The sequence below is a fragment of the Pseudomonas aphyarum genome (genome assembly GCF_028657055.1).
Lineage (GTDB): Bacteria > Pseudomonadota > Gammaproteobacteria > Pseudomonadales > Pseudomonadaceae > Aquipseudomonas > Aquipseudomonas aphyarum.
In genome coordinates this window covers 298648-317138 of record NZ_JAMDGS010000012.1, presented here as the reverse complement: position 1 = coordinate 317138, position 18491 = coordinate 298648, and the positions used below count along the sequence as shown (strand labels likewise).

At 60.8% G+C, this 18491-nt stretch carries 22 protein-coding genes; 14 read left to right on the top strand and 8 right to left on the bottom strand.

Features of this window, described 5'->3' with window-relative positions; translation table 11 throughout:
- The first annotated feature begins 103 nt into the window (after positions 1 to 103).
- Positions 104 to 928 carry a polyphosphate kinase 2 gene (gene ppk2, locus M5G18_RS18760; protein ID WP_007958028.1) on the top strand — a complete coding sequence of 275 codons (825 nt, stop codon included), beginning with the start codon at positions 104 to 106 and terminating at the stop codon, positions 926 to 928.
- Positions 929 to 987: 59 nt separating this feature from the next.
- Here the strand turns inward: ppk2 and M5G18_RS18755 are convergent, their stop codons facing one another.
- A complete protein-coding gene (locus M5G18_RS18755; protein ID WP_007958030.1) occupies positions 988 to 1179 on the bottom strand; it encodes a YegP family protein in 192 nt (63 codons plus the stop codon).
- 276 nt (positions 1180 to 1455) lie between these two features.
- On the opposite strand from M5G18_RS18755, the gene M5G18_RS18750 reads away from it, so the two are divergent.
- From M5G18_RS18750 to M5G18_RS18725, 6 genes are all read left to right on the top strand, one after another.
- Positions 1456 to 2424: a glycosyltransferase family 2 protein gene (locus tag M5G18_RS18750; RefSeq protein ID WP_273896545.1), complete on the top strand. Its 969-nt coding sequence runs from the start codon at positions 1456 to 1458 to the stop codon at positions 2422 to 2424.
- Positions 2425 to 2427: 3 nt separating this feature from the next.
- Complete coding sequence (locus M5G18_RS18745) at positions 2428 to 3138, top strand: class I SAM-dependent methyltransferase (protein ID WP_273896546.1); 711 nt, start codon at positions 2428 to 2430, stop codon at positions 3136 to 3138.
- Positions 3135 to 3521 carry a GtrA family protein gene (locus M5G18_RS18740; protein WP_273896547.1) on the top strand — a complete coding sequence of 129 codons (387 nt, stop codon included), beginning with the start codon at positions 3135 to 3137 and terminating at the stop codon, positions 3519 to 3521. The genes M5G18_RS18745 and M5G18_RS18740 overlap by 4 nt, the downstream gene beginning before the upstream one ends.
- Positions 3518 to 5626: a DUF6311 domain-containing protein gene (locus M5G18_RS18735; RefSeq protein ID WP_273896548.1), complete on the top strand. Its 2109-nt coding sequence runs from the start codon at positions 3518 to 3520 to the stop codon at positions 5624 to 5626. The genes M5G18_RS18740 and M5G18_RS18735 overlap by 4 nt, the downstream gene beginning before the upstream one ends.
- Positions 5627 to 5697: 71 nt before the next feature.
- A complete protein-coding gene (locus M5G18_RS18730; protein ID WP_045121852.1) occupies positions 5698 to 6624 on the top strand; it encodes a LysR substrate-binding domain-containing protein in 927 nt (308 codons plus the stop codon).
- A 57-nt stretch (positions 6625 to 6681) separates the two neighbouring features.
- The gene (locus M5G18_RS18725) at positions 6682 to 7047 is read left to right on the top strand and encodes a 5-carboxymethyl-2-hydroxymuconate Delta-isomerase (protein WP_273896549.1); all 366 of its coding nucleotides are present in this window, start codon (positions 6682 to 6684) and stop codon (positions 7045 to 7047) included.
- 3 nt (positions 7048 to 7050) lie between these two features.
- Here M5G18_RS18725 and M5G18_RS18720 read toward each other — a convergent pair whose 3' ends face one another.
- On the bottom strand, positions 7051 to 7986 hold the full coding sequence (locus tag M5G18_RS18720) for a LysR family transcriptional regulator (RefSeq protein ID WP_085605584.1): 936 nt from the start codon (positions 7984 to 7986) through the stop codon (positions 7051 to 7053).
- A 451-nt stretch (positions 7987 to 8437) separates the two neighbouring features.
- On the opposite strand from M5G18_RS18720, the gene M5G18_RS18715 reads away from it, so the two are divergent.
- The 4 genes from M5G18_RS18715 to M5G18_RS18700 all read left to right on the top strand — a co-directional run bounded on the left by M5G18_RS18715 (position 8438) and on the right by M5G18_RS18700 (position 12680).
- Positions 8438 to 10087: a phosphoethanolamine transferase gene (locus M5G18_RS18715; protein ID WP_273896550.1), complete on the top strand. Its 1650-nt coding sequence runs from the start codon at positions 8438 to 8440 to the stop codon at positions 10085 to 10087.
- A 130-nt stretch (positions 10088 to 10217) separates the two neighbouring features.
- On the top strand, positions 10218 to 11351 hold the full coding sequence (rnd, locus tag M5G18_RS18710; protein ID WP_273896551.1) for a ribonuclease D: 1134 nt from the start codon (positions 10218 to 10220) through the stop codon (positions 11349 to 11351).
- Positions 11348 to 11641, top strand: coding sequence for a YcgL domain-containing protein (locus M5G18_RS18705; protein ID WP_007958052.1), 294 nt, complete (start codon positions 11348 to 11350; stop codon positions 11639 to 11641). Before rnd ends, M5G18_RS18705 begins: the two co-directional genes overlap by 4 nt.
- A 106-nt stretch (positions 11642 to 11747) precedes the next feature.
- On the top strand, positions 11748 to 12680 hold the full coding sequence (locus M5G18_RS18700; RefSeq protein WP_085605590.1) for a D-2-hydroxyacid dehydrogenase: 933 nt from the start codon (positions 11748 to 11750) through the stop codon (positions 12678 to 12680).
- 61 nt (positions 12681 to 12741) lie between these two features.
- Here M5G18_RS18700 and M5G18_RS18695 read toward each other — a convergent pair whose 3' ends face one another.
- On the bottom strand, positions 12742 to 13335 hold the full coding sequence (locus M5G18_RS18695; RefSeq protein WP_007958056.1) for a nitroreductase family protein: 594 nt from the start codon (positions 13333 to 13335) through the stop codon (positions 12742 to 12744).
- Between the two features lie 279 nt (positions 13336 to 13614).
- Here M5G18_RS18695 and M5G18_RS18690 point away from each other — a divergent pair, with 279 nt between their 5' ends.
- Positions 13615 to 14064 carry a YcgN family cysteine cluster protein gene (locus M5G18_RS18690; protein WP_007958058.1) on the top strand — a complete coding sequence of 150 codons (450 nt, stop codon included), beginning with the start codon at positions 13615 to 13617 and terminating at the stop codon, positions 14062 to 14064.
- Positions 14065 to 14084: 20 nt separating this feature from the next.
- Positions 14085 to 15314, top strand: a complete 1230-nt coding sequence (locus M5G18_RS18685; RefSeq protein WP_273896552.1) for a hypothetical protein — start codon at positions 14085 to 14087, stop codon at positions 15312 to 15314.
- Positions 15315 to 15317: 3 nt separating this feature from the next.
- Here M5G18_RS18685 and M5G18_RS18680 read toward each other — a convergent pair whose 3' ends face one another.
- From M5G18_RS18680 to M5G18_RS18665, 4 genes are all read right to left on the bottom strand, one after another.
- Positions 15318 to 15695: a YgaP family membrane protein gene (locus M5G18_RS18680; protein ID WP_007958064.1), complete on the bottom strand. Its 378-nt coding sequence runs from the start codon at positions 15693 to 15695 to the stop codon at positions 15318 to 15320.
- 81 nt (positions 15696 to 15776) lie between these two features.
- A complete protein-coding gene (locus M5G18_RS18675; RefSeq protein ID WP_007958066.1) occupies positions 15777 to 16247 on the bottom strand; it encodes an RNA methyltransferase in 471 nt (156 codons plus the stop codon).
- Between the two features lie 208 nt (positions 16248 to 16455).
- Positions 16456 to 16827, bottom strand: coding sequence for a YajD family HNH nuclease (locus M5G18_RS18670; protein WP_007944009.1), 372 nt, complete (start codon positions 16825 to 16827; stop codon positions 16456 to 16458).
- A gap of 49 nt (positions 16828 to 16876) precedes the next feature.
- The gene (locus M5G18_RS18665) at positions 16877 to 17563 is read right to left on the bottom strand and encodes a spermine/spermidine synthase domain-containing protein (RefSeq protein WP_273896559.1); all 687 of its coding nucleotides are present in this window, start codon (positions 17561 to 17563) and stop codon (positions 16877 to 16879) included.
- Between the two features lie 79 nt (positions 17564 to 17642).
- Between M5G18_RS18665 and M5G18_RS18660 the strand changes: the two genes are divergently transcribed.
- Entirely contained in the window at positions 17643 to 17927 is a 285-nt protein-coding gene (locus M5G18_RS18660; protein ID WP_273896560.1) for a hypothetical protein, read from the top strand.
- Here M5G18_RS18660 and M5G18_RS18655 read toward each other — a convergent pair.
- Positions 17924 to 18397, bottom strand: a complete 474-nt coding sequence (locus M5G18_RS18655) for a cyclic nucleotide-binding domain-containing protein (protein ID WP_007956482.1) — start codon at positions 18395 to 18397, stop codon at positions 17924 to 17926. The two genes, M5G18_RS18660 and M5G18_RS18655, sit on opposite strands and share 4 nt — an antisense overlap.
- Between the last annotated feature and the right edge of the window lie 94 nt (positions 18398 to 18491).

Below are 18491 nucleotides of genomic sequence, written 5' to 3'. Positions count from 1 at the left end.
CCGCCCGTTTGCTTGCGCTTTGCGATAAATGACTAAACTTTCCGGTTCCAGGTCATGCAGTGCCAACGAGCCTGGCTGTCGTTCCAACCCGAGAGGTCTGGTCATGGCAAAGGGAAAGAAGAAAGACTCGCCCCGAGAAAAACCTGACGAACATACAAAACTGTCAAACAAGGACTACCTTGCCGAGTTGCGCCGCCTGCATATCGAACTGGTGAAAATGCAGGAATGGGTGAAGGCCGAAGGCATCAAGATCTGCATCATCTTTGAAGGCCGTGACGGTGCGGGCAAGGGCGGCACCATCAAGGCGCTGACCGAGCGGGTCAGCCCGCGGGTGTTTCGCGTCATCGCGTTACCGGCGCCGACTGACCGTGAAAAGAGTCAGATGTACATGCAGCGCTACTTGCCACATTTGCCGGCGGCCGGCGAAGTGGTGATCTTCGATCGCAGTTGGTACAACCGCGCCGGCGTCGAGCGGGTGATGGGTTTTTGCACGGACAAGGAGGTCGACAAGTTCCTCAAAGCCGTGCCGCTGGTGGAGCGCGCAGTTGTCGGTTCCGGCGTGATCCTGCTCAAGTACTGGTTGAATGTCAGTCAGGAAGAACAGACCCGACGCCTGGAGGCGCGCATTGTCGACGGACGCAAGATCTGGAAACTGTCGCCGATGGACCTCAAGTCCTACAGCCGCTGGTATGACTACTCCCGGGCACGGGACGACATGATCGAAGCGACCGACACCGATTACGCACCGTGGCTGGTGGCCAACTCGAACGACAAGCGTCGGGCGCGGCTCAATATCATCTCCGACCTGCTCAGTCGCATCCCTTACAAAGAGGTGCCGCGAGAGAAGGTGACATTGCCCAAGCGGCAGAAACCGGGGGGGTACAAAGAATCGGATTATCCGTTCCGGAACATTCCCGAAAGGTTCTGAAGCAACTTCAGAAGTCGCCGGAGCTGCCAACACAGGCAGCCCGGCGTCTTGGGTGGTCCTCAGATCTCCTTGACCGGGGTCTCTCCCTGCACACCCTTGATCAACTCGATCACATGCAGACAATCCGCCTTGTTCACATACGATTCGCCACTGGCGACCGTCTCGTGGTTGCCCGCGCGTAGCCGCCAGCGCCATTGGCCCTTGCCGGTGCTCGGGGTGCCTTTGGATTGCCTGTAAATCTCGAAATACATTCAGTTCGCTCCATGCGATTTATGTGCGACAACCTGTGTGACGCCTCGACGCAAGCCTAGCGGAGCGCGGATTTTTGGCTATCGGGGATTTGTTTCCAATCGTTCGTGAATGTTTCTGGAAGGCGCGGGCCAGAGCGCAGGGATCGTCCTCCGGATTGGCCGGAACGCCCTCGTTTCACCCTTGCATGACATTCCGGGCTGCTGCTTAATACGGGGCGGCTCATGGCGTCGAACAGCGTTCGGCGACCGACAATCACTATAAGAAAGAGCAGTCCATTGACCCATCCGCATGGAACGCAACACGCGGGCCCGGTGACGTTGTCGCTGGTAGTGCCCGTATTCAATGAAGAGGACAGCCTCGACGGTTTTCTCCTGCGCATTCGTCAGGTTTTCGAGCAAGAGGCGCTGGTCGAGCTGGAACTGGTGTTCGTCAATGACGGCAGTTCCGATACGACGCTGGAGCGCTTGCTGCATTGCCAGCAGAGCGATTCGCGCATCCGCATCGTCGATCTGAGCCGCAATTTCGGCAAGGAGGCGGCGCTGTCCGCCGGTTTGCAGACGGCCACCGGGCAAGTCGTGGTGCCGATCGATGTCGATCTGCAGGACCCGCCCGAGGTCATCCTGCAAATGATCGAGCGCTGGCGCGAAGGTTTTGAAGTGGTGCTCGGCCACCGAATCAGCCGGCGCAACGACTCTTGGGCCAAGCAGACCTCTGCCAGTTGGTTCTATCGCCTGCACAACAAAATTGCCGAACAGGCATTACCGGAAAACGTCGGTGATTTCCGGCTGATGGATCGCTGTGTGGTCGACGCGCTGCTGACGCTGCCCGAATCCCGGCGCTTCATGAAAGGCCTGTTCGCCTGGGTCGGTTTTCGCACCACCCAGGTCGAGTACGAACGCCCGGAACGGGCAGCGGGGCAGAGCAAGTTCAATGGCTGGCGGCTGTGGAATTTCGCCCTCGAAGGCATCACCAGTTTCAGCACCGAACCGTTGCGGATCTGGACGTATCTGGGAGCGCTGGTGTCTCTGGTGTCGTTCGCTTTTGCGATGTTCATTGTGGTGCGCACGCTGATCCATGGCGTTGACATGCCCGGCTACGCCTCGCTGATGGTTGCCGTGACGTTTCTCGGTGGCTTGCAGTTGATCGGCATCGGCGTGCTCGGCGAGTATCTGGGCCGCACTTATATCGAAGCGAAGCGCCGGCCGGTTTTCCTGGTGCGCCGCATCTACGAATCCAAGGACTGAAGCATGGACCTCAAGGAAACCGACATCCTCGGCGACAGCATCGGCGAGCATTGGTACTACTGCTCCAAAGCGGCAGCGACCCGGCGATTGCTGGGTGAGGCGCCGATCAAGCGAATTCTCGACGTCGGTGCCGGTTCAGGATTCTTCTCCCATCATTTGTTGACCCACACGGCGGCGCGTGAAGCGTGGTGCGTGGACATCAGCTACCCGGCCGACTCGAGCGCCACCACCGCCGGCAAACCGGTGCATTACCGTCGCTCGATCGACAACGTCGACGCTGATCTGGTGTTGCTGATGGATGTGCTGGAGCACGTCGATGACGACCTCGGCCTGCTCAAGTCCTACGTCGACAAGGTGCCGTCCGGCAGTCGCTTCCTGATGACCGTGCCGGCATTTCAGTTCATGTGGAGCGGGCACGATGATTTCCTCGAACACAAACGTCGCTACACCCTGGGGCAATTCGAGGCTCTGGCGGGTAACGCCGGATTGACGGTGGAGCGGGGCGCCTATTACTTCGCAGCGGTGTTCCCGCTTGCGCTGGCGTCGCGCCTGATACCCGGCGGCGCTAGGGGTTCGGCACCGCGTTCGCAGCTGAAAAAGCATCATCCGCTGGTCAATGCGCTGCTGAAAACCCTGTGCAATCTTGAACTGCCGTTGATGGGCATCAACCGCCTGGCCGGTCTGAGTGTGTTCGTGCTGGCGCGCAAGCCGTGACGGTCGCCGAAAAATCCCCGTTGATTCAGCGCGGTCTGCGATTCGCGGTGACCGGTCTGTTCGTCACCGCATTGCATGCGCTGGTGGCGGTGCTGTTCATCAATTTCGTCAGTCCCCAGCCGCCTCTGGCCAACGGCGTGGCCTTTGCCGTGGCGACGGTTGTGTCCTACGTGATCAACACCACCTGGAGTTTTTCAGCCCGACTGCACGGTAAAACCCTGCTGCGTTTCATGCTGGTTTCGGCGGGGGGCTTTTTGTTGGCGATGTTCGTGGCCTGGGCGGCACAGATGGCCGGGCTGCACTATCTGGCGGGTATCGTTGCCGTGGCGCTGACGATTCCGGCATTCACCTTTGTACTGCACAATTTCTGGACGTATCGATGAAGGATTCCGCAAAGCGCCTGGTTGTCACTCTCTTGCCGTTGATGATCGGCGTTCTGGCTTTCTTCATCGTGGTTGGCCCGCGTGCGCTCAATCCGCAGAATATTGCATGGCTGGGCCAGGGCGATCCTGCAACGCACTATCTGGGGTGGGTATTCTTCCGGCAATCGCCCTGGACCTTCCCGCTGGGCCTGAACCCGACTTACGGGCTTGAGCTGGGCAATGGCCTGATCTTTTCCGACTCCAATCCGCTGCTGGCCCTGCTGTTCAAGCCTTTTACCGGATTGCTGCCCGAGACGTTCCAGTATTTCGGGTTGTGGTTTCTCGGCTGCTTCATGCTGCAGTCGTGGTTCGCCTGGAAACTGCTGGGGCTGATCACGCCACACGTGACCTTGCGGGCCTTGGGCGCTGCGCTGTTTCTGTTTGCGCCACCGATGATCATGCGCATACCGGTGCATCTGTCACTGGCCGGGCACTTCGTGATTCTGGCCGCGCTTTATCTGGCGCTGCGCCCGGGCGATGAGCGACGGCGTCTGGCCTGGGGAGCCTTGCTGGGATGTACAGCGCTGATTCACGCCTATCTGCTGGCGATGGTTGCGCTCATCTGGCTGGCGGATCTTGCTGCCCGATGCTTCAAAAGAAAACTGACAGTGCGCAAAGCGACGGTCGAACTGGTTGTACTGTTTGCGCTGGTCAGCCTCTGCTGCTGGCAGGCCGGGTATTTTTCAGTGAGTGGCGCCGATGCGGCGTCCGATGGTTTTGGTTTGTACCGGGCCAATATCCTGACTCTGTTCAGTGCCAATGCATGGTCTTACACCCTCAAAGACATACCGAACGGATTGGGTGATTCGGAAGGCTTCGGGTATCTCGGGCTGGGGCTTTTGCTGTTGGCCATCTGTGGCTTTGTCGGTGGGTTGCAGGGACAGACCGGCGTGGGCGCGAGATTGCGCCGCTATCATTTTCTACTGCTGGCCATGGCCGGGCTGACAGTCTTTGCGGTGTCCAACAATATCGCACTCGGACCGTTGAATTTCTCTTATCCGCTACCGGAAAAAGTCCTCGCGATCGCCAATATTTTCCGGGCGTCCGGGCGCATGTTCTGGCCGGTTTACTACGCAATCATCCTGCTCATCATTTTTCTGGTGATTCGTGCCAATCAGACTCGGGCGGCCGTTTGTCTGCTGGCATTGGCCCTGGTGATCCAGGTCTCGGACACGCGCAGTGGCTGGTCGGTGGTACGCAAGCGTTTAATGGTCGAGCCATCCGCTCAATGGGCCAGCCCTTTTGTCGATCCGTTCTGGAAAAGCGCCGCTGCCCATTATCCGAAGATTCGATGGATCCTGCCGCAGAACTATTCACCGCAGTGGCTCGACATCGCCGCTTTTGCCGCGAACCATGGCTTGTCGACGGATGCGGTCTACCTCGGACGCATGAGCAGCGAGCAACGCGTTCGCGCCGATCAGCACACGTCCGAGATGTTCGCTTCCGGTCAGTACGACGCCGACTCGTTGTACCTGCTCAGTGACCGTGCGCTGCTGCAAGCCGTTCAGACTGCCGACACCCGCACCGATCTCTTGACCGAGATCGACGGCTTCACCTTGCTGGCGCCGGGATGGAAGCAGTGCCGCGAATGTCTGCAGTTACCTGCTGAAAAAGCACCGCAGCAATTGATTACCGAGCTCGCGGCCGGTCAGACGACACCGTTTGGCTTCGGTGCTGCGGGCAACGTGTTTCTGGCACAGGGCTGGTCGGTGCCAGAACCGTGGGGCGTATGGTCCAGTGGTCCGAACGCGGAGCTCGTGATGCGCATCCCGGATTCGGCCCGGAGGCTGCGCCTTGAAACCACCGCGTTCCTTGCGCCCTCCCATGTCCGGCAGGGGGTGGTGGTCAGGCTCAATGGCCTCGAGGCTTTGACGGCTTCACTGGACAAGGCTGATGGCAACACGCTCGAAGTCAGCCTGACCCCGGCGATCCGCCAGCGGATCAAGGCTGACGGTCTGCTCCGGTTGCAGTTGCAGTTCGCCGACGCGATCAGTCCCCAGCAGTTGGGAATGGGACAGGACCCCCGAAAACTGGCCATGGGCTTGAAGACACTGACCGTCAACTGATCCATGGGCGCATAGACGATAACGCCGGGGCTTTCTACACTGCCCGCAATCTGGGGATCGGGGGGCAATGGATGAACCGCAATGAACTTCGCAAGGCCGACATCAACCTGATGGTGGTGTTCGAGACCTTGATGCTCGAACGCAACGTGACCCGGGCTGCCGAGAAGCTGTTTCTCGGCCAGCCGACCATCAGTTCGGCGCTCAACCGTCTGCGTACCATGCTTAACGATCCGTTGTTCATCCGCGTCGGCCATCGCATGGAGCCGACCGCCCGCGCCGAAGATATCTACCGTCATCTAAAGCCCGCGCTCGACTCGCTGTCGGTGGCGCTGAGCCTGACCCGGGATTTCGACCCCGCCGTCAGCACCATGACCTTTCGCATCGGTCTGTCGGATGACGTCGAATTCGGTCTGCTGCCACCGTTGTTGCGTGCCTTGCGCCAGGAAGCACCGAGCGTGGTGTTCGTAGTGCAGCACGTCGATTACTGGCGGATTCCCGATCTGCTGGCGGCGGGCGACATCACTGTCGGCATCAGCCAGACCCGCGGCCTGCCGGCCAACGCCAAACGCAAACTGCTGCGGCATATTCAGCCGAGCATCCTGCGTGCCGACAAGTCCGACACGCCGCTGACCCTCGACGAATATTGCGCACGACCCCACGTGCTGGTTTCCCACACCGCCAATGTCAGTGGCTACGCCGATGAGTGGCTGGCTGACATCGGTCGTACCCGTCAGGTGGTGTTGTCGGTGCCGCAGTACAGTTCGTTGCCGGCGCTGCTGGCCGGCACCGATCTGATCGCCAGCCTGCCGGACTACACCGCCGACGCCATGGCCGCTTCCGGATTTCTGTTCAAGGAGCCGTTTCCGTTCAAGACCCCGACCCTCGACCTGTCGATGGTCTGGCTCAGCCACGTTGACAGCGACCCGGCCGAGCGCTGGCTGCGTTCGCGGCTGGAGCAGTTCATGAGCGAGCGCCCGGTGATGTCGTCGTTGGCGTGAGTCAGGCGTTGCTGTGTTATATGTACGACCTTTCCGCCGAACCACTGGAGCATCGAGATGCCACACCTGCACCTGGAATACACCGCCAACCTGCCGCAACTGAACGCCGATGTGGCGTTGATCCGGCTCAACAACACACTGGTGGGTTCCGGTCAGTTCGGGGCGGAGTTCGATATCAAGAGCCGTGCGCTCAAGGTTGAAACCTTCAAGGTCGGCACCGCCATGAACGAGCGCGCCTTTGTCGCGGTGAGGCTGGCGTTGCTCAGCGGTCGTTCTCCGGAGATCAAGAAGCAGCTGTCGCAGAGCCTGTTGGCGGTGCTTCAGGATCTGTGCGAATGGCCGGCCGGTGTCGAGGTGCAGTTGAGTGTGGAACTGCTCGACATCGACCGCGAGTCCTACAACAAGACCGCCATCGGCGTGTAAGACTCAGGCCGCTTCCAGCTCCGCGCAGGTCTTGATGACCTGCTCGCGCAGCCAGAGGTTGGCGCTGTCCTGGTCGACGTTGTGGCTCCATTGCATGTCGAGGGTGAACCCCGGCAAGCCGTTCGGCGCCTCGCAGTGGTTGAACACTGCGTCGTTGGTCAGCAAACGCTGAATGCGCCGGGGCAGGGTGAGAATGAAATCGGTGCCGGTGATCATCTTCAACGCCGCGCTGTAGCTGTTGGAACGGGCGACGATCTGGCGTTTCTGCGCCTGCCGCGCCAGCCAGCCATCGACCATGTTGGTGGTCGACGTCCACGGCGTCGGAAACACATGCCGGCGTTCGGTGAAGGCTTGCAGGCTCAGGCGCGGCTCCAGCGGCGTGGCGCGTTTGTCGAAGACGCAGACCAGGTCATCTTCCAGCAGCATGCGTGATTTCAGGTCGGCGTGGCTGCGATGGAAGTGCGGGCCGAAACAGATCACCAGATCGAGGCTGCCATCACGCAACTCTTCGACCGGCACGTCGGTTTCGAACTTGTGCATGTTGACCATCACCGGCAAGTCATCGAAGTCAAAGCGCTTCAACATCCGCGGCAGGATCAGTTGCTCGAAGTATTCCGGGGCGCAGATGTTGAAGGTCACCGGTTGCGCCATCGGATCGAAAGTCGGGGCGCCGGCGTGGCAGAGGTTGATGCTTTCGAGGATTTTCTGCACATGGCCGTACATGCTGCTGGCCTTGTAGGTCGGGCGCATGCCCGTGCGGGTGTTGACGAACAAATCGTCTTCGAAGCTGGTGCGCAGTTTTTTCAGGCAGTAACTGACGGTGGACTGGCTGACAAACAGCGCCTCCGACACGTCGGTGACGCTGCTTTGCTCATACACGGCGACAAACACCATGAGATCCTGCATGTCGAGCTTTCTAAGCAAGTTACTGTTCAGCATCCGTTCTGTCTCGCTGTGCTCCTTGCGCCGAATCCGCGCAAACGTGTGCGCATGATCGTAACGGAACGATGGTGCCAGGAGAAAGCCCTGTAGGACTTTTCACGGTCAGTTGTGGGACAGAAAGTTTTAGTAACACGACGTACACAATCAAACCCGGAAAAGCTGGCCAGAAGCCTTTATCCAGACGGGTCGAGCAGTGGCGCGAGCGTTTTCCCTCTTCAGACCTTGGAACCGGGGTGGTCGATACGGCGACCTCGTCGCCCGCGACTGAACCACAGCTGAACCATTCTCAAATACACCGAAAGTTTCATGGTTATTTCATGGGCCAACTAATCGTTGGCTTCTTTTTCACAAAAAATTGATGGTTGCCTGCTTAAAGTTTGTGTTGTCTGAGTCAATGAAATTTTCACAATTGACGACGGCACTTCTTTCAAGGAAATAGCCCCTCGCCATGTTCAAGTTAAAAGCCGTGCGCCCGGAATGGGTGACGTTGTTTGCCAGCGCCTTTCTTTTGACCGGATTCAATTTCGTTCTCTGGCAACACCTGTTCGATATCACCGCTGCGGACGGCAAGGGTATTGCCATGCGCATTGCGTTCGGGGTGATGATCTTCGCGGCGTATAACATCGTGCTGACGTTGCTGGCGTTTCGACCCGTGTTGAAACCCGTGTTGACGTTATTGTTTATGGTCAGCGCCGGCGTGGCTTATTTCATGAGCCAATACGGTGTAATGATCGATGCCGGCATGTTTCGCAACTTTGCCGAAACCAATGCCACTGAAGTGCGCGATCTGCTGTCTTTGAAGTTGCTCGCTTATATCGTTTTTCTGGGTGTCTTGCCGTCCTGGTTGTTGTGGAAAGTTCCAGTCAACTATCGTAGCTGGCATCGCGAGTTATTAAGCAAAGTTGTTGTGGGTGTCGCGTCGGTCGCGGTCATTGGCGGCGTTGCGCTGGCCAATTATCAAGGGTTGTCGTCGCTGTTTCGCAATCACCACGAAATTCGCCTGATGCTGGTGCCGAGCAACTACATCGGCGCCTCGGCCGGTTATCTGCGTGAGCAGGTGGCTTCGGCGCAGCAACCGTTTGTCACGATCGGCGAAGACGCCCAGCGTAATGCCGCCGTGCAGACTCATCCGCGCAAATCCCTGACGGTGCTGGTGGTCGGGGAAAGTGCCCGGGCGGAAAACTTCGGCATCCTCGGTTATGACCGCGACACCACACCGAAACTGGACAAGGAAGCCGGCCTGATCGCCTTCACCGACGTGCATTCCTGCGGCACGGAAACCGCCGTATCGGTGCCATGCATGTTCTCCAACATGGGCCGCAAGGACTACGACGCCAGCAAGGCGAAGAATGAGGAAGGGCTGCTGGACGTGCTCAAGCGTGCCGGGATCGACGTGATCTGGCGCGACAACCAGTCCGGCTGCAAGGGCACCTGCGATCGCGTTACCTTGCAGGATGTCAGCAATCTGAAAGACCCGGCACTGTGCGCCAACAGCGAATGCCGCGACGAAATCCTGTTGCAGGGCCTGCAAAGCTTTATCGATCACCTGGACAAGGACACTGTGCTGGTCCTGCACCAGATGGGCAGCCACGGCCCGGAATACTTCAAACGCTATCCGAAGGAATACGAGCGCTTCACCCCGGTGTGTGAAAGCAACGCGCTGAACAATTGCAGCCGCGAAAGCATCGTCAACGGCTACGACAATACGCTGGTGTACACCGACCATGTGCTGTCGAGCCTGATCGATGTGCTGCGCAGCAATCAGGACAAGGTCGATACCGCCATGCTGTACCTGTCCGATCACGGCGAATCCCTGGGCGAGTACAACCTGTTCCTCCACGGCACGCCGTACATGCTGGCGCCGGAGCAGCAGAAACACGTGGCGATGCTGGCGTGGTTCTCCGACAGCTATCAGAAGTCCTACTCGGTCGACACCCATTGCCTGCAAATGAGCCGCGACAAGCCGCTGAGCCAGGACAACCTGTTCCACTCGATGCTTGGTCTGCTGGAAGTGCAGAGCAAGGTCTACCAGCCGGATCTGGACATGTTTGCCGGCTGCCGGGGCGCGGTGATCGACGGGGTGTTGGCCAAGGACTGAGCCGGCAGACTCACTCTGTAAGACTATTCTTTCCTTCAGGCAGGAGATTTCATCAAGCTCTTGCCCTGTAGAGGCGCGGAAAGCGCCGGTGGCGATATATACTGCGCGCCATTCTTGAAGGGAGAGCCGTGTGGCCATCGATATTCACTGGATTCGCGACAACGATAGCCTCGCGCAGTTTTGCGCCGAGTGGCAGCAGCTGCCGTTCGTTGCCCTCGACACCGAATTCATGCGGGTCGACACCTTCTACCCGATTGCCGGCCTGTTGCAGGTTGGCGACGGCAAACGCGCCTACCTGATCGACCCGCTGACCATCAACGCCTGGCAACCCTTGGCCGCGTTGCTGGAAAACCCGGAGGTGCTCAAAGTCCTGCACGCCTGCAGCGAAGACCTCGAAGTCTTGCTGCGCCTGACCGGCAGCCTGCCGGCGCCGCTGTTCGATACCCAACTGGCCGCCGCCTACCTGAACCTCGGGTTCTCGATGGGCTATTCGCGTCTGGTGCAGGAAGTGCTCGGCATCGAACTGCCGAAGGGCGAAACCCGTTCCGACTGGTTGCAGCGTCCGTTGTCCGACACGCAAATCAGCTACGCCGCCGAAGATGCCGTGCATCTGGCGGAGGTTTTCGTACAACTGCGTCCGAAACTGTCCGACGACAAATTCGCCTGGGTGCTGGAGGACGGCGCCGAACTGGTCGCCAACCTGCGCCGCGAAACCGATCCGTACGAGGTGTATCGCGAGGCCAAGCTGGCGTGGAAACTGTCCCGCGCCCAACTGGCCGTGCTGCGTGAGCTGTGTGCCTGGCGTGAACGCGAAGCCCGCGCCCGCGATCTGCCGCGCAACCGCATCGTGCGTGAGCATTCGCTGTGGCCGCTGGCCCGAACCCAACCGGACAACCTCAGCGCGCTGGGCAAGATTGAAGACATGCACCCTCGTACCGTGCGTCAGGACGGCGAGTTTCTGCTTGATCTGATCAAGCGCTCTGGCAGTGTGGGGCCTGATCAATGGCCGCCAGCCGTGCCGGAGCCGCTGCCGATCGAAGCTGCCGCGCTGATCAAACAGCTGCGGGCGCTCGGTCAGGCCGAAGCTGAACGTCTGGGCATCGCGCCGGAACTGATGCTGCGCAAGAAAACCCTCGAAGCGCTGGTCAAAAGCGGCTTCCCCGAGGGCCCTTACCAATTGCCTGATTCGCTGCGTGGCTGGCGCCGCGAATTGATGGGCCAGAAGCTGCTCGACAGCCTGGCCACCGCCGGAGAACAGCCTTGAAACGTATTTGTTCCATTTATCAAAGTTCGAAGAAAAGCGGCATGTACCTGTACGTGCTCAAGAGCGATGCGCTGGAGCGCGTGCCGGAAGGCCTGATGGCGGCGTTCGGCAAGGCGAAGCATTCCTTCGATCTAGTGCTGACCCCCGAGCGCAAGCTGGCCAGCGAAGACATCGCCGTGGTCCTGGAAAACCTCGAAAAGCAGGGCTATCACCTGCAAATGCCACCGGCCGAGGAAGAGTACATCGAGCACTTGCCCGAAGAGTTGCTGCGACGCAACGACCCGGTCTGACCTGCGAGGCCCTGTCCTGGGCCTTTTGTAACCCCTGGAACGATTTTTACGGCGACGGCTGCCACGAAGTGGACGGCCGCCTGCACGGTTTGCGAAAGGTTTGAAGATGCGCGTTCTGATTGCTGAACACGACCACGCGATATACGCCCGACTGCTGCGTCAGGCGGCTCCGGAGCTTGAAGTGCTGACCAGCGGCGACTCCGCCGAACTGGCCCGCCAGGCCGTCGATTGCCCGGTGTGGCTGGGCCAGCCGGATCTGCTGGCGACCCTGCTGCGTCAGGGCCACCAGCCACAATGGCTGCAATCGACCTGGGCCGGGATCACGCCGCTGCTGGCCGACGGCCTGCGCCGGGATTACCGCCTGACCCGGGCGGTCGGCATTTTCGGCCAGGTCATGGCTGAATACGTGCTGACCTACATGCTCGGCCACGAGCGCGAAGTACTGGCGCGGCTGGTCAGCCAGGTCGAGCGCAAGTGGGACAACCGCACCGGCCAGAGTCTGGTCGGACGCAAGGTGTTGATCGTCGGCACCGGTGACATTGGCCAGAGCGTGGCGCAATTCCTGCTGCCGTTCGGCGTCGAGTTGTACGGCATCGCCAGCAGCGCACGCGAACAGGCGCCGTTTGTCGAGGTCGGTTCGATGGCGGATCTGCCACGGCTGGTGGGCGAGGTGGATTATGTGGTCAACCTGCTGCCCAACACTGAGCACACCCACGATATCTACGACGCTGCGCTGTTCAAGCAATTCAAACCGACCGGGTTGTTCATCAACGCCGGGCGCGGTGTGGCGGTGGTCGATGCAGATCTGGTCGAAGCGTTGAAGGAAGGCCATCTGGCCGGCGCGGTGATCGACGTTTGCCGCCAGGAACCGCTGCCGCAACGGCATCCGTTCTGGACCGCGTGGGGCTTGCTGCTGACCGGGCACAGCTCGGCGCCGACCTCGCCGCCGATGATGGTGCAGTTGTTTCTGGATAACTTGCGGGCGTATCAGGCGGGAGAGGCGTTGCGTGGGGAAGTGGATTTCGCACGCGGTTACTGATTTAGCGCGATAAAAAAACGGCGGGAGCAAGCTTGCTCCCGCCGTTTTTTTGCAGTGTGGCTTAGAGGGTGAAATCGCCTTCAGCCGCCAGTTCGCTCAGCGGACGACGCGGGCTCGGTGTTTCCCGTGCTTGCAGGTAATCCGCCAGGGTGGCCTTGTCACCCAGCTTGCCCACCGCAACGGCGGCGTGCAGCGCATAACCTTGCGGAATGTTCAGCTCCTTGCGGGTCAGCTCCTGATCGAAGCCGGCCATGCCGTGGGTGTGCCAGCCGCTCAGGCTCGCTTGCAGCGCCAGGTGACCCCAGGCGGAACCGGTGTCGAAGGTGTGCCACAGCGCTGGCGTTTCCTCGGTCGCGCCCGGTGCGGTGAAGGTGGTTTTCGAAATCACGATCACCAGCGCCGACGCGTGCTGCGCCCAGCTGCGGTTGAATTCATTGAGCAGACCCAGGTAACGCTCCCAGTTCGGCGTGTCGCGACGGGCGTAGAGAAAACGCCACGGCTGCGAGTTGTACGCCGACGGCGCCCAGCGCGCGGCTTCGAAGAAGCTCAGCAGGGTTTCTTCGGAAATCGCTTCGCCGGTAAAGGCGCGGGGCGACCAGCGATCGGTGAACTGCGGGTGAATGGCGTATTCGGCAACGCGAGGGTTGGCACTCATCGAGAGATTCCTTGCTACGTTTGAGGACAGGTTGGAAGCGAAACCCGGCGGGATCAGTTGGGCTGAACGATGGGGTCGTGGCGCAAGCCTGCAGTTCACGGGACGCAACGCGGTCGAGCGTTTATGGCATCCGGCAAAGGCCTGGTGTGACCGGCAAAGCTACTTGGCCGCGCAAAAACTGACAAGCCCCGCACAACCGGCAGTCGCCAGCGCTTGGATCACGGGGCCTTGGGCACTAGACTGGCGGCCTTTTCACCACCTGATGTTGATGCTTGAGCCATGGCCGCCAAAGTCGAACCGTTCTGGATACGCAAAACCCTCGATCAACTCGATCACGAGGAATGGGAATCGCTGTGCGACGGTTGCGGCCTGTGCTGCCTGCAGAAGCTCGAGGATGAAGAAGACAACAGCGTCTATTACACGCGCATCGCCTGCAAACTGCTGGACCTGAAAACCTGTCAGTGCAGCGATTACCCGAACCGCATGAAGTTTGTCCCGGACTGCATCCAGCTCACCCCGGGCCAGGCCGAAGAATTCAAATGGCTGCCGCCGACCTGCGGTTATCGGCTGGTCAGCGAAGGCAAGGATCTGCCGCTGTGGCATCACCTGGTCTGTGGTGATCGCGACGCGGTGCACCACGAACGGATTTCCCAGTCCGGGCGCATGCTCGCCGAAGGCAGCGTGCCGGAAGACGACTGGGAAGATCACCTGATTTTCCGCGCAGGTTAACGATTGACCAAGGAGCAGGTATGGCGACGGGATTGCGCCGGGCGCTGATCGTCACGTTGCTGGCGCTGAGTGCGCCGGTGTGGGCGGCGAAGAAAGTCGATCTGGATTATCAGGTACGCCTGCTGCCGCAGAGCGACCAGGCCGAAGTGCGCCTGACCCTCGCCAAGGGCGAAGCGGTGCGCAGCCTGGATTTCGACCTTGGCGATGGTAGCCACTACAGCGACTTCAAAGCCGACGGACAATGGCAACTGACGCCGGGCAAACCGGCGCGCGGGGTTTGGCGCCCGGCGGCGGACAAGGCCAGCCTGACCTACCGCGTGCGCATCAGCCACGGCCGCAAGAACGGCAGCTTCGACACGCGCATGACCCCGACCTGGGCGTTGATGCGCGGCGATGAACTGGTGCCGCCAGCCAGGCTCGATCAGCAGGACGGCATTGAGCTTGTCGCACGCCTGCACTTCGAATTGCCCGACGGCTGGAAAAGCGTCGAAACCGCCTGGCCGCGCATCGGCAAGAACAAATTCCGCATCGACAATCCGTCACGCCTGTTCGACCGGCCCACTGGCTGGATGCTCGCCGGCCACCTTGGCAGCCGCCGCACGCGGTTAGGGGAAACCGAAGTCACCGTGGCCTCGCCGCAAGGGCAGGGCATGCGCCGGATGGATGTGCTGACGCTGCTGACGTTCGTCTGGCCGCAAGTGCAGGCAGTGTTTCCGCGCCATCCGAGCAAACTGTTGATTGTCGGTGCCAACGACCCGATGTGGCGCGGCAGCCTGGCGGCACGGGAGTCGATCTACCTCAACACGCGGTTGCCGCTGGTCAGCGAAAGCGGCAGCAGCGCCCTGGTGCGCGAGCTGGCGCAGGTGTTCGGACGGATCAACGACGAGCAGCGCAGCGACTGGATCAGCGAGGGTTTTGCCGAGTATTACGCCATCGAACTGGTGCGCCGTGCCGGGGGCATGAGCGACGAGCGTTATCAGGCGTTGCAGGCGAAGCTGGCCAAGGACAGCCAGAAGGTCACGACGCTGCGCGGCGAGCAGATCAGCCCGGCGCAGCTGTCGAAAGCGGTGCTGTTGTTACAGGAGCTGGACGGCGAGATTCGCCTGAAGACCCGCAACAAGCGCTCGCTGGATGACGTGCTGCGCGGGGCGATGCACCTGGGGACGGTGGATACCAAGGAGTTCGTGCAACTCGCCGAAAGCATTCTCGGCGAGTCGTCCAAAGTCCTTGATACCGGGTTGCTTCGGTAGCGGTCAGACCCCGGCTTTCGGCGATTTCACCGAGTCATTGCCGGTCACGGTGGCGGTTTTGGTCGCCGCTTCGGCATTGGCTTTGAGCTTGCTCAGTTCTTCACCGGCCCGCTCGATCTTAGCCCGCACGTTGTTCATGTCCTGACGGCTTTTCTCCAGCAGGCTTTTCACCGAGCTATGACCGGTGATGCCGCGGGCCATGGCCACGCCGCCAATCGCCACCTGAATCAGCCCGAACACCCCGCCACGACGCAGGCCCTTGCCGACCATGATCACGCCGCCGGCCAGTGAGCCGATGCGCTCCCAGCCTTCGACGTTCTGCTCGGAACGGCTCTGGAACGGGGTGGATTCGATACGCTCGACGCGTTTGAGCTCGGTCATGATCTTTCTCCAGGCAATGAGTAATCGATAAACAAGCTGACTGCGCAGGCGGTCAGCTCGTTCCATCGGATGTGCGGCGTTTCAGCGGAATTTCGGCCCGGAGCGGGTGTTCAGGCCTTTGGCCATGCGGTCGTAAAGCACGACGTTGACCGTGGCGGCGAGGTTCATGCAGCCGGTGGTCGGGATGTACACGACGTCTTCGCACCAGTCGCGGATCTCTTGATCCAGCGAACCGTCTTCAGGGCCGAAGATGTACAGGGCGCGATCCGGGTGAGTGTATTCCGGCAGCGGGCGGGCGCCGTCGACCAGTTCCACGGCGACCGGGACGCAGTTGAGCGGCAGGATCTTTTTCAGGTCGTCGATGCCGATCAGCGGGATGTCGTAGTGCACGCGCTTGGTGTCGGTGACGAAATCGGCGGCGCGCTCATAGCGCTTGCCGGTGTAGAACACGGTCGACACGCCGTAGCAGCCTGCGGCGCGCATCACCGAACCGACGTTTTCCGGTGATTTGGGGTTATACAAACCAATGCAGCTGTACCGTTTGTCTGCCACGAGCGGGGTGCCTTCGGGAAAAAGAGGGCGATTATACGGGGATTGGGGGAGGGCGGGCAGATTCAGGACTTGCGGTGTCTGTCCCGGCCCATTCGCGGGCAAGCCCGCTCCCACAGTTTTCTCTGGTGTACTCAGCATTTGTGAGCGGCCGAGATCACTGTGGGAGCGGGCTTGCCCGCGAAGAGGCCGGTGTGGCCAATGAAGATCGTCAGTCTTCTTTCTTCATCAGCCCTGCCAGCGCCGCAAACGGATTGTGCGTCGCCTTGGCGATTTTCGGCGTACTCAGCGAGCCTTCGCCGAAATACTGCTGGTCGGTGTAGCGCGAGTGTTCGTTGTCGTGGCAGTACAGGCACAGCAGTTCCCAGTTGGAACCGTCCTGCGGGTTGTTGTCGTGGTTGTGGTCGCGGTGGTGCACGGTCAGCTCGCTCAGGCGCTTGCCGGAAAATTCACGGGCGCAGCGGCCGCACACGTGCGGGTACATCTTCAGGGCCTTGTCGCGGTAGCCCATTTCCTTGTCGCGCTGGTTGTCGGCGAGGATGCGATCCAGCTTCGAAGTGTTGGTCGGGGTGGACGAACTCATGGGTTCACCTTTGTAAAAAGACTAATGACGGTTATGAGGCAAGTTTAGCTCAGCCCTTGAGCTTCTCGGCAATCCAGATCGTGTGGCGCGTGCCCTTGTTGCCGTGGGCGAAGACCTGGACTTCCTCGGCCTTGAAACCGGCCTTCTTCAATTTGTCGGAAAACTGCCGGTCGGCGCTGGCCGACCACACCGCCAGCACGCCTTTGGGCCGCATCGCATTGGCGCACGCGGCCAGGCCTGCGGCGGAATACAGCCAGCTGTTGGCCTTCTGGGTCAGGCCTTCGGGGCCGTTGTCGACGTCGAGCATGATTGCGTCGAAACCGTTTGGCTCGCTTTGCAGCACCTTGGCCACGTCTTCCTGACGGATCACCGTGCGCGGGTCGAGCAGCGGGCGCCCGGACTTTTCACCGAGCGGGCCGCGGTTCCACTCGACCACGCCGGGCACGAGTTCGGCGACCACCACTTCGGCGCTCTTGCCCAGGTGCTTGAGCGCGGAGGCGAGGGTAAACCCCATGCCCAGACCGCCGATCAGCACCCGCGAGTTCGGCCGGCCGGCGACCTTGCGGCACGGGATCTCGGCCAGCGCGTCTTCGGAACCGTGCATGCGGGTGTTCATCAATTGGCCGCCGTCGCCGCCCTGGATCTTGATGACGAAATCCTCGCCATACTCGAACAGGCACAGGGCGCCACCGTTGTCAGGGATCGGCGTGGTGTCGAGCAGAACGAAACGTTTCATGGAAATCTCTACAGGGGGGAAGGCAAGCCGGCGCGTTGGGAGTAGCCTGAAGGCAGACTTCAGGCCAACGGAGCCCTTGATGAAGCGCACCATTCTAACGGTCATTACCCTGGCCGCGCTCTCGATAACTGCCGTACAGGCGCAACAGACGATTCCCGTCAGCCCGACACCGCAACCGGGCTCGCCCGGCACGGCGACGCCAACCCCGTATCCGCAGATCAGCCCGGTGCCGATTCCCAAGGCCGGCCCCGGCAGTGGCGGCCCGCCGCTGGTGCCGATCGAAATGCCCAGCCCGCCGATCAAGGATCAGCCATTGCCGGGCCTGGAACAGAACGACAGCAAACCGAAATCCCCGGGAGGCTAGATCTGCTGGGCGGCGAGCTGGCCGTCGGCCATGCGCAGGCGTTTGGACAGGGAGACGGCGAGGGCGCGGATGATCTTGGCGGCGATCTTCGGCGCGTCGTTGAGCATTTTTTCCAGCGAATCCTTGCCGAGGTTGAGCAACTGACAGTTGCTCGCCGCGACGCACGTCGCCGAGCGGCGTTCGCCGTCGAGCACAGCCATTTCACCGAACGCCCGGCCGCTGCGCAGGGTGGCCATGGTCACGACCTGGCCGTCGCCGCCGGTTTTCTGCACGGCCACCTGGCCGGTGTGGATGATGCACATGAAACTGCCGGCATCGCCTTCGCGAAAGATCGCTTCGCCTTCAGCCACGGTGCTGATGCTGAAGTAGCCCGAGGCAGCGGCAAAATCCGCCAGCTGCAATTGATCGAACAGGCCGCAGTCCATCAGCCAGTCGCGGATTTCGTTGTTCAGTAGAGTGGGTTCTGACATGTCGTGCGGTCTTTTTGTTGTGTCGGGTGGCAGGCTCGCCACCGGGGGCCGATCTGCTTATCGGCTCCCGGTGCCCGGAATTAAGACCTGACTG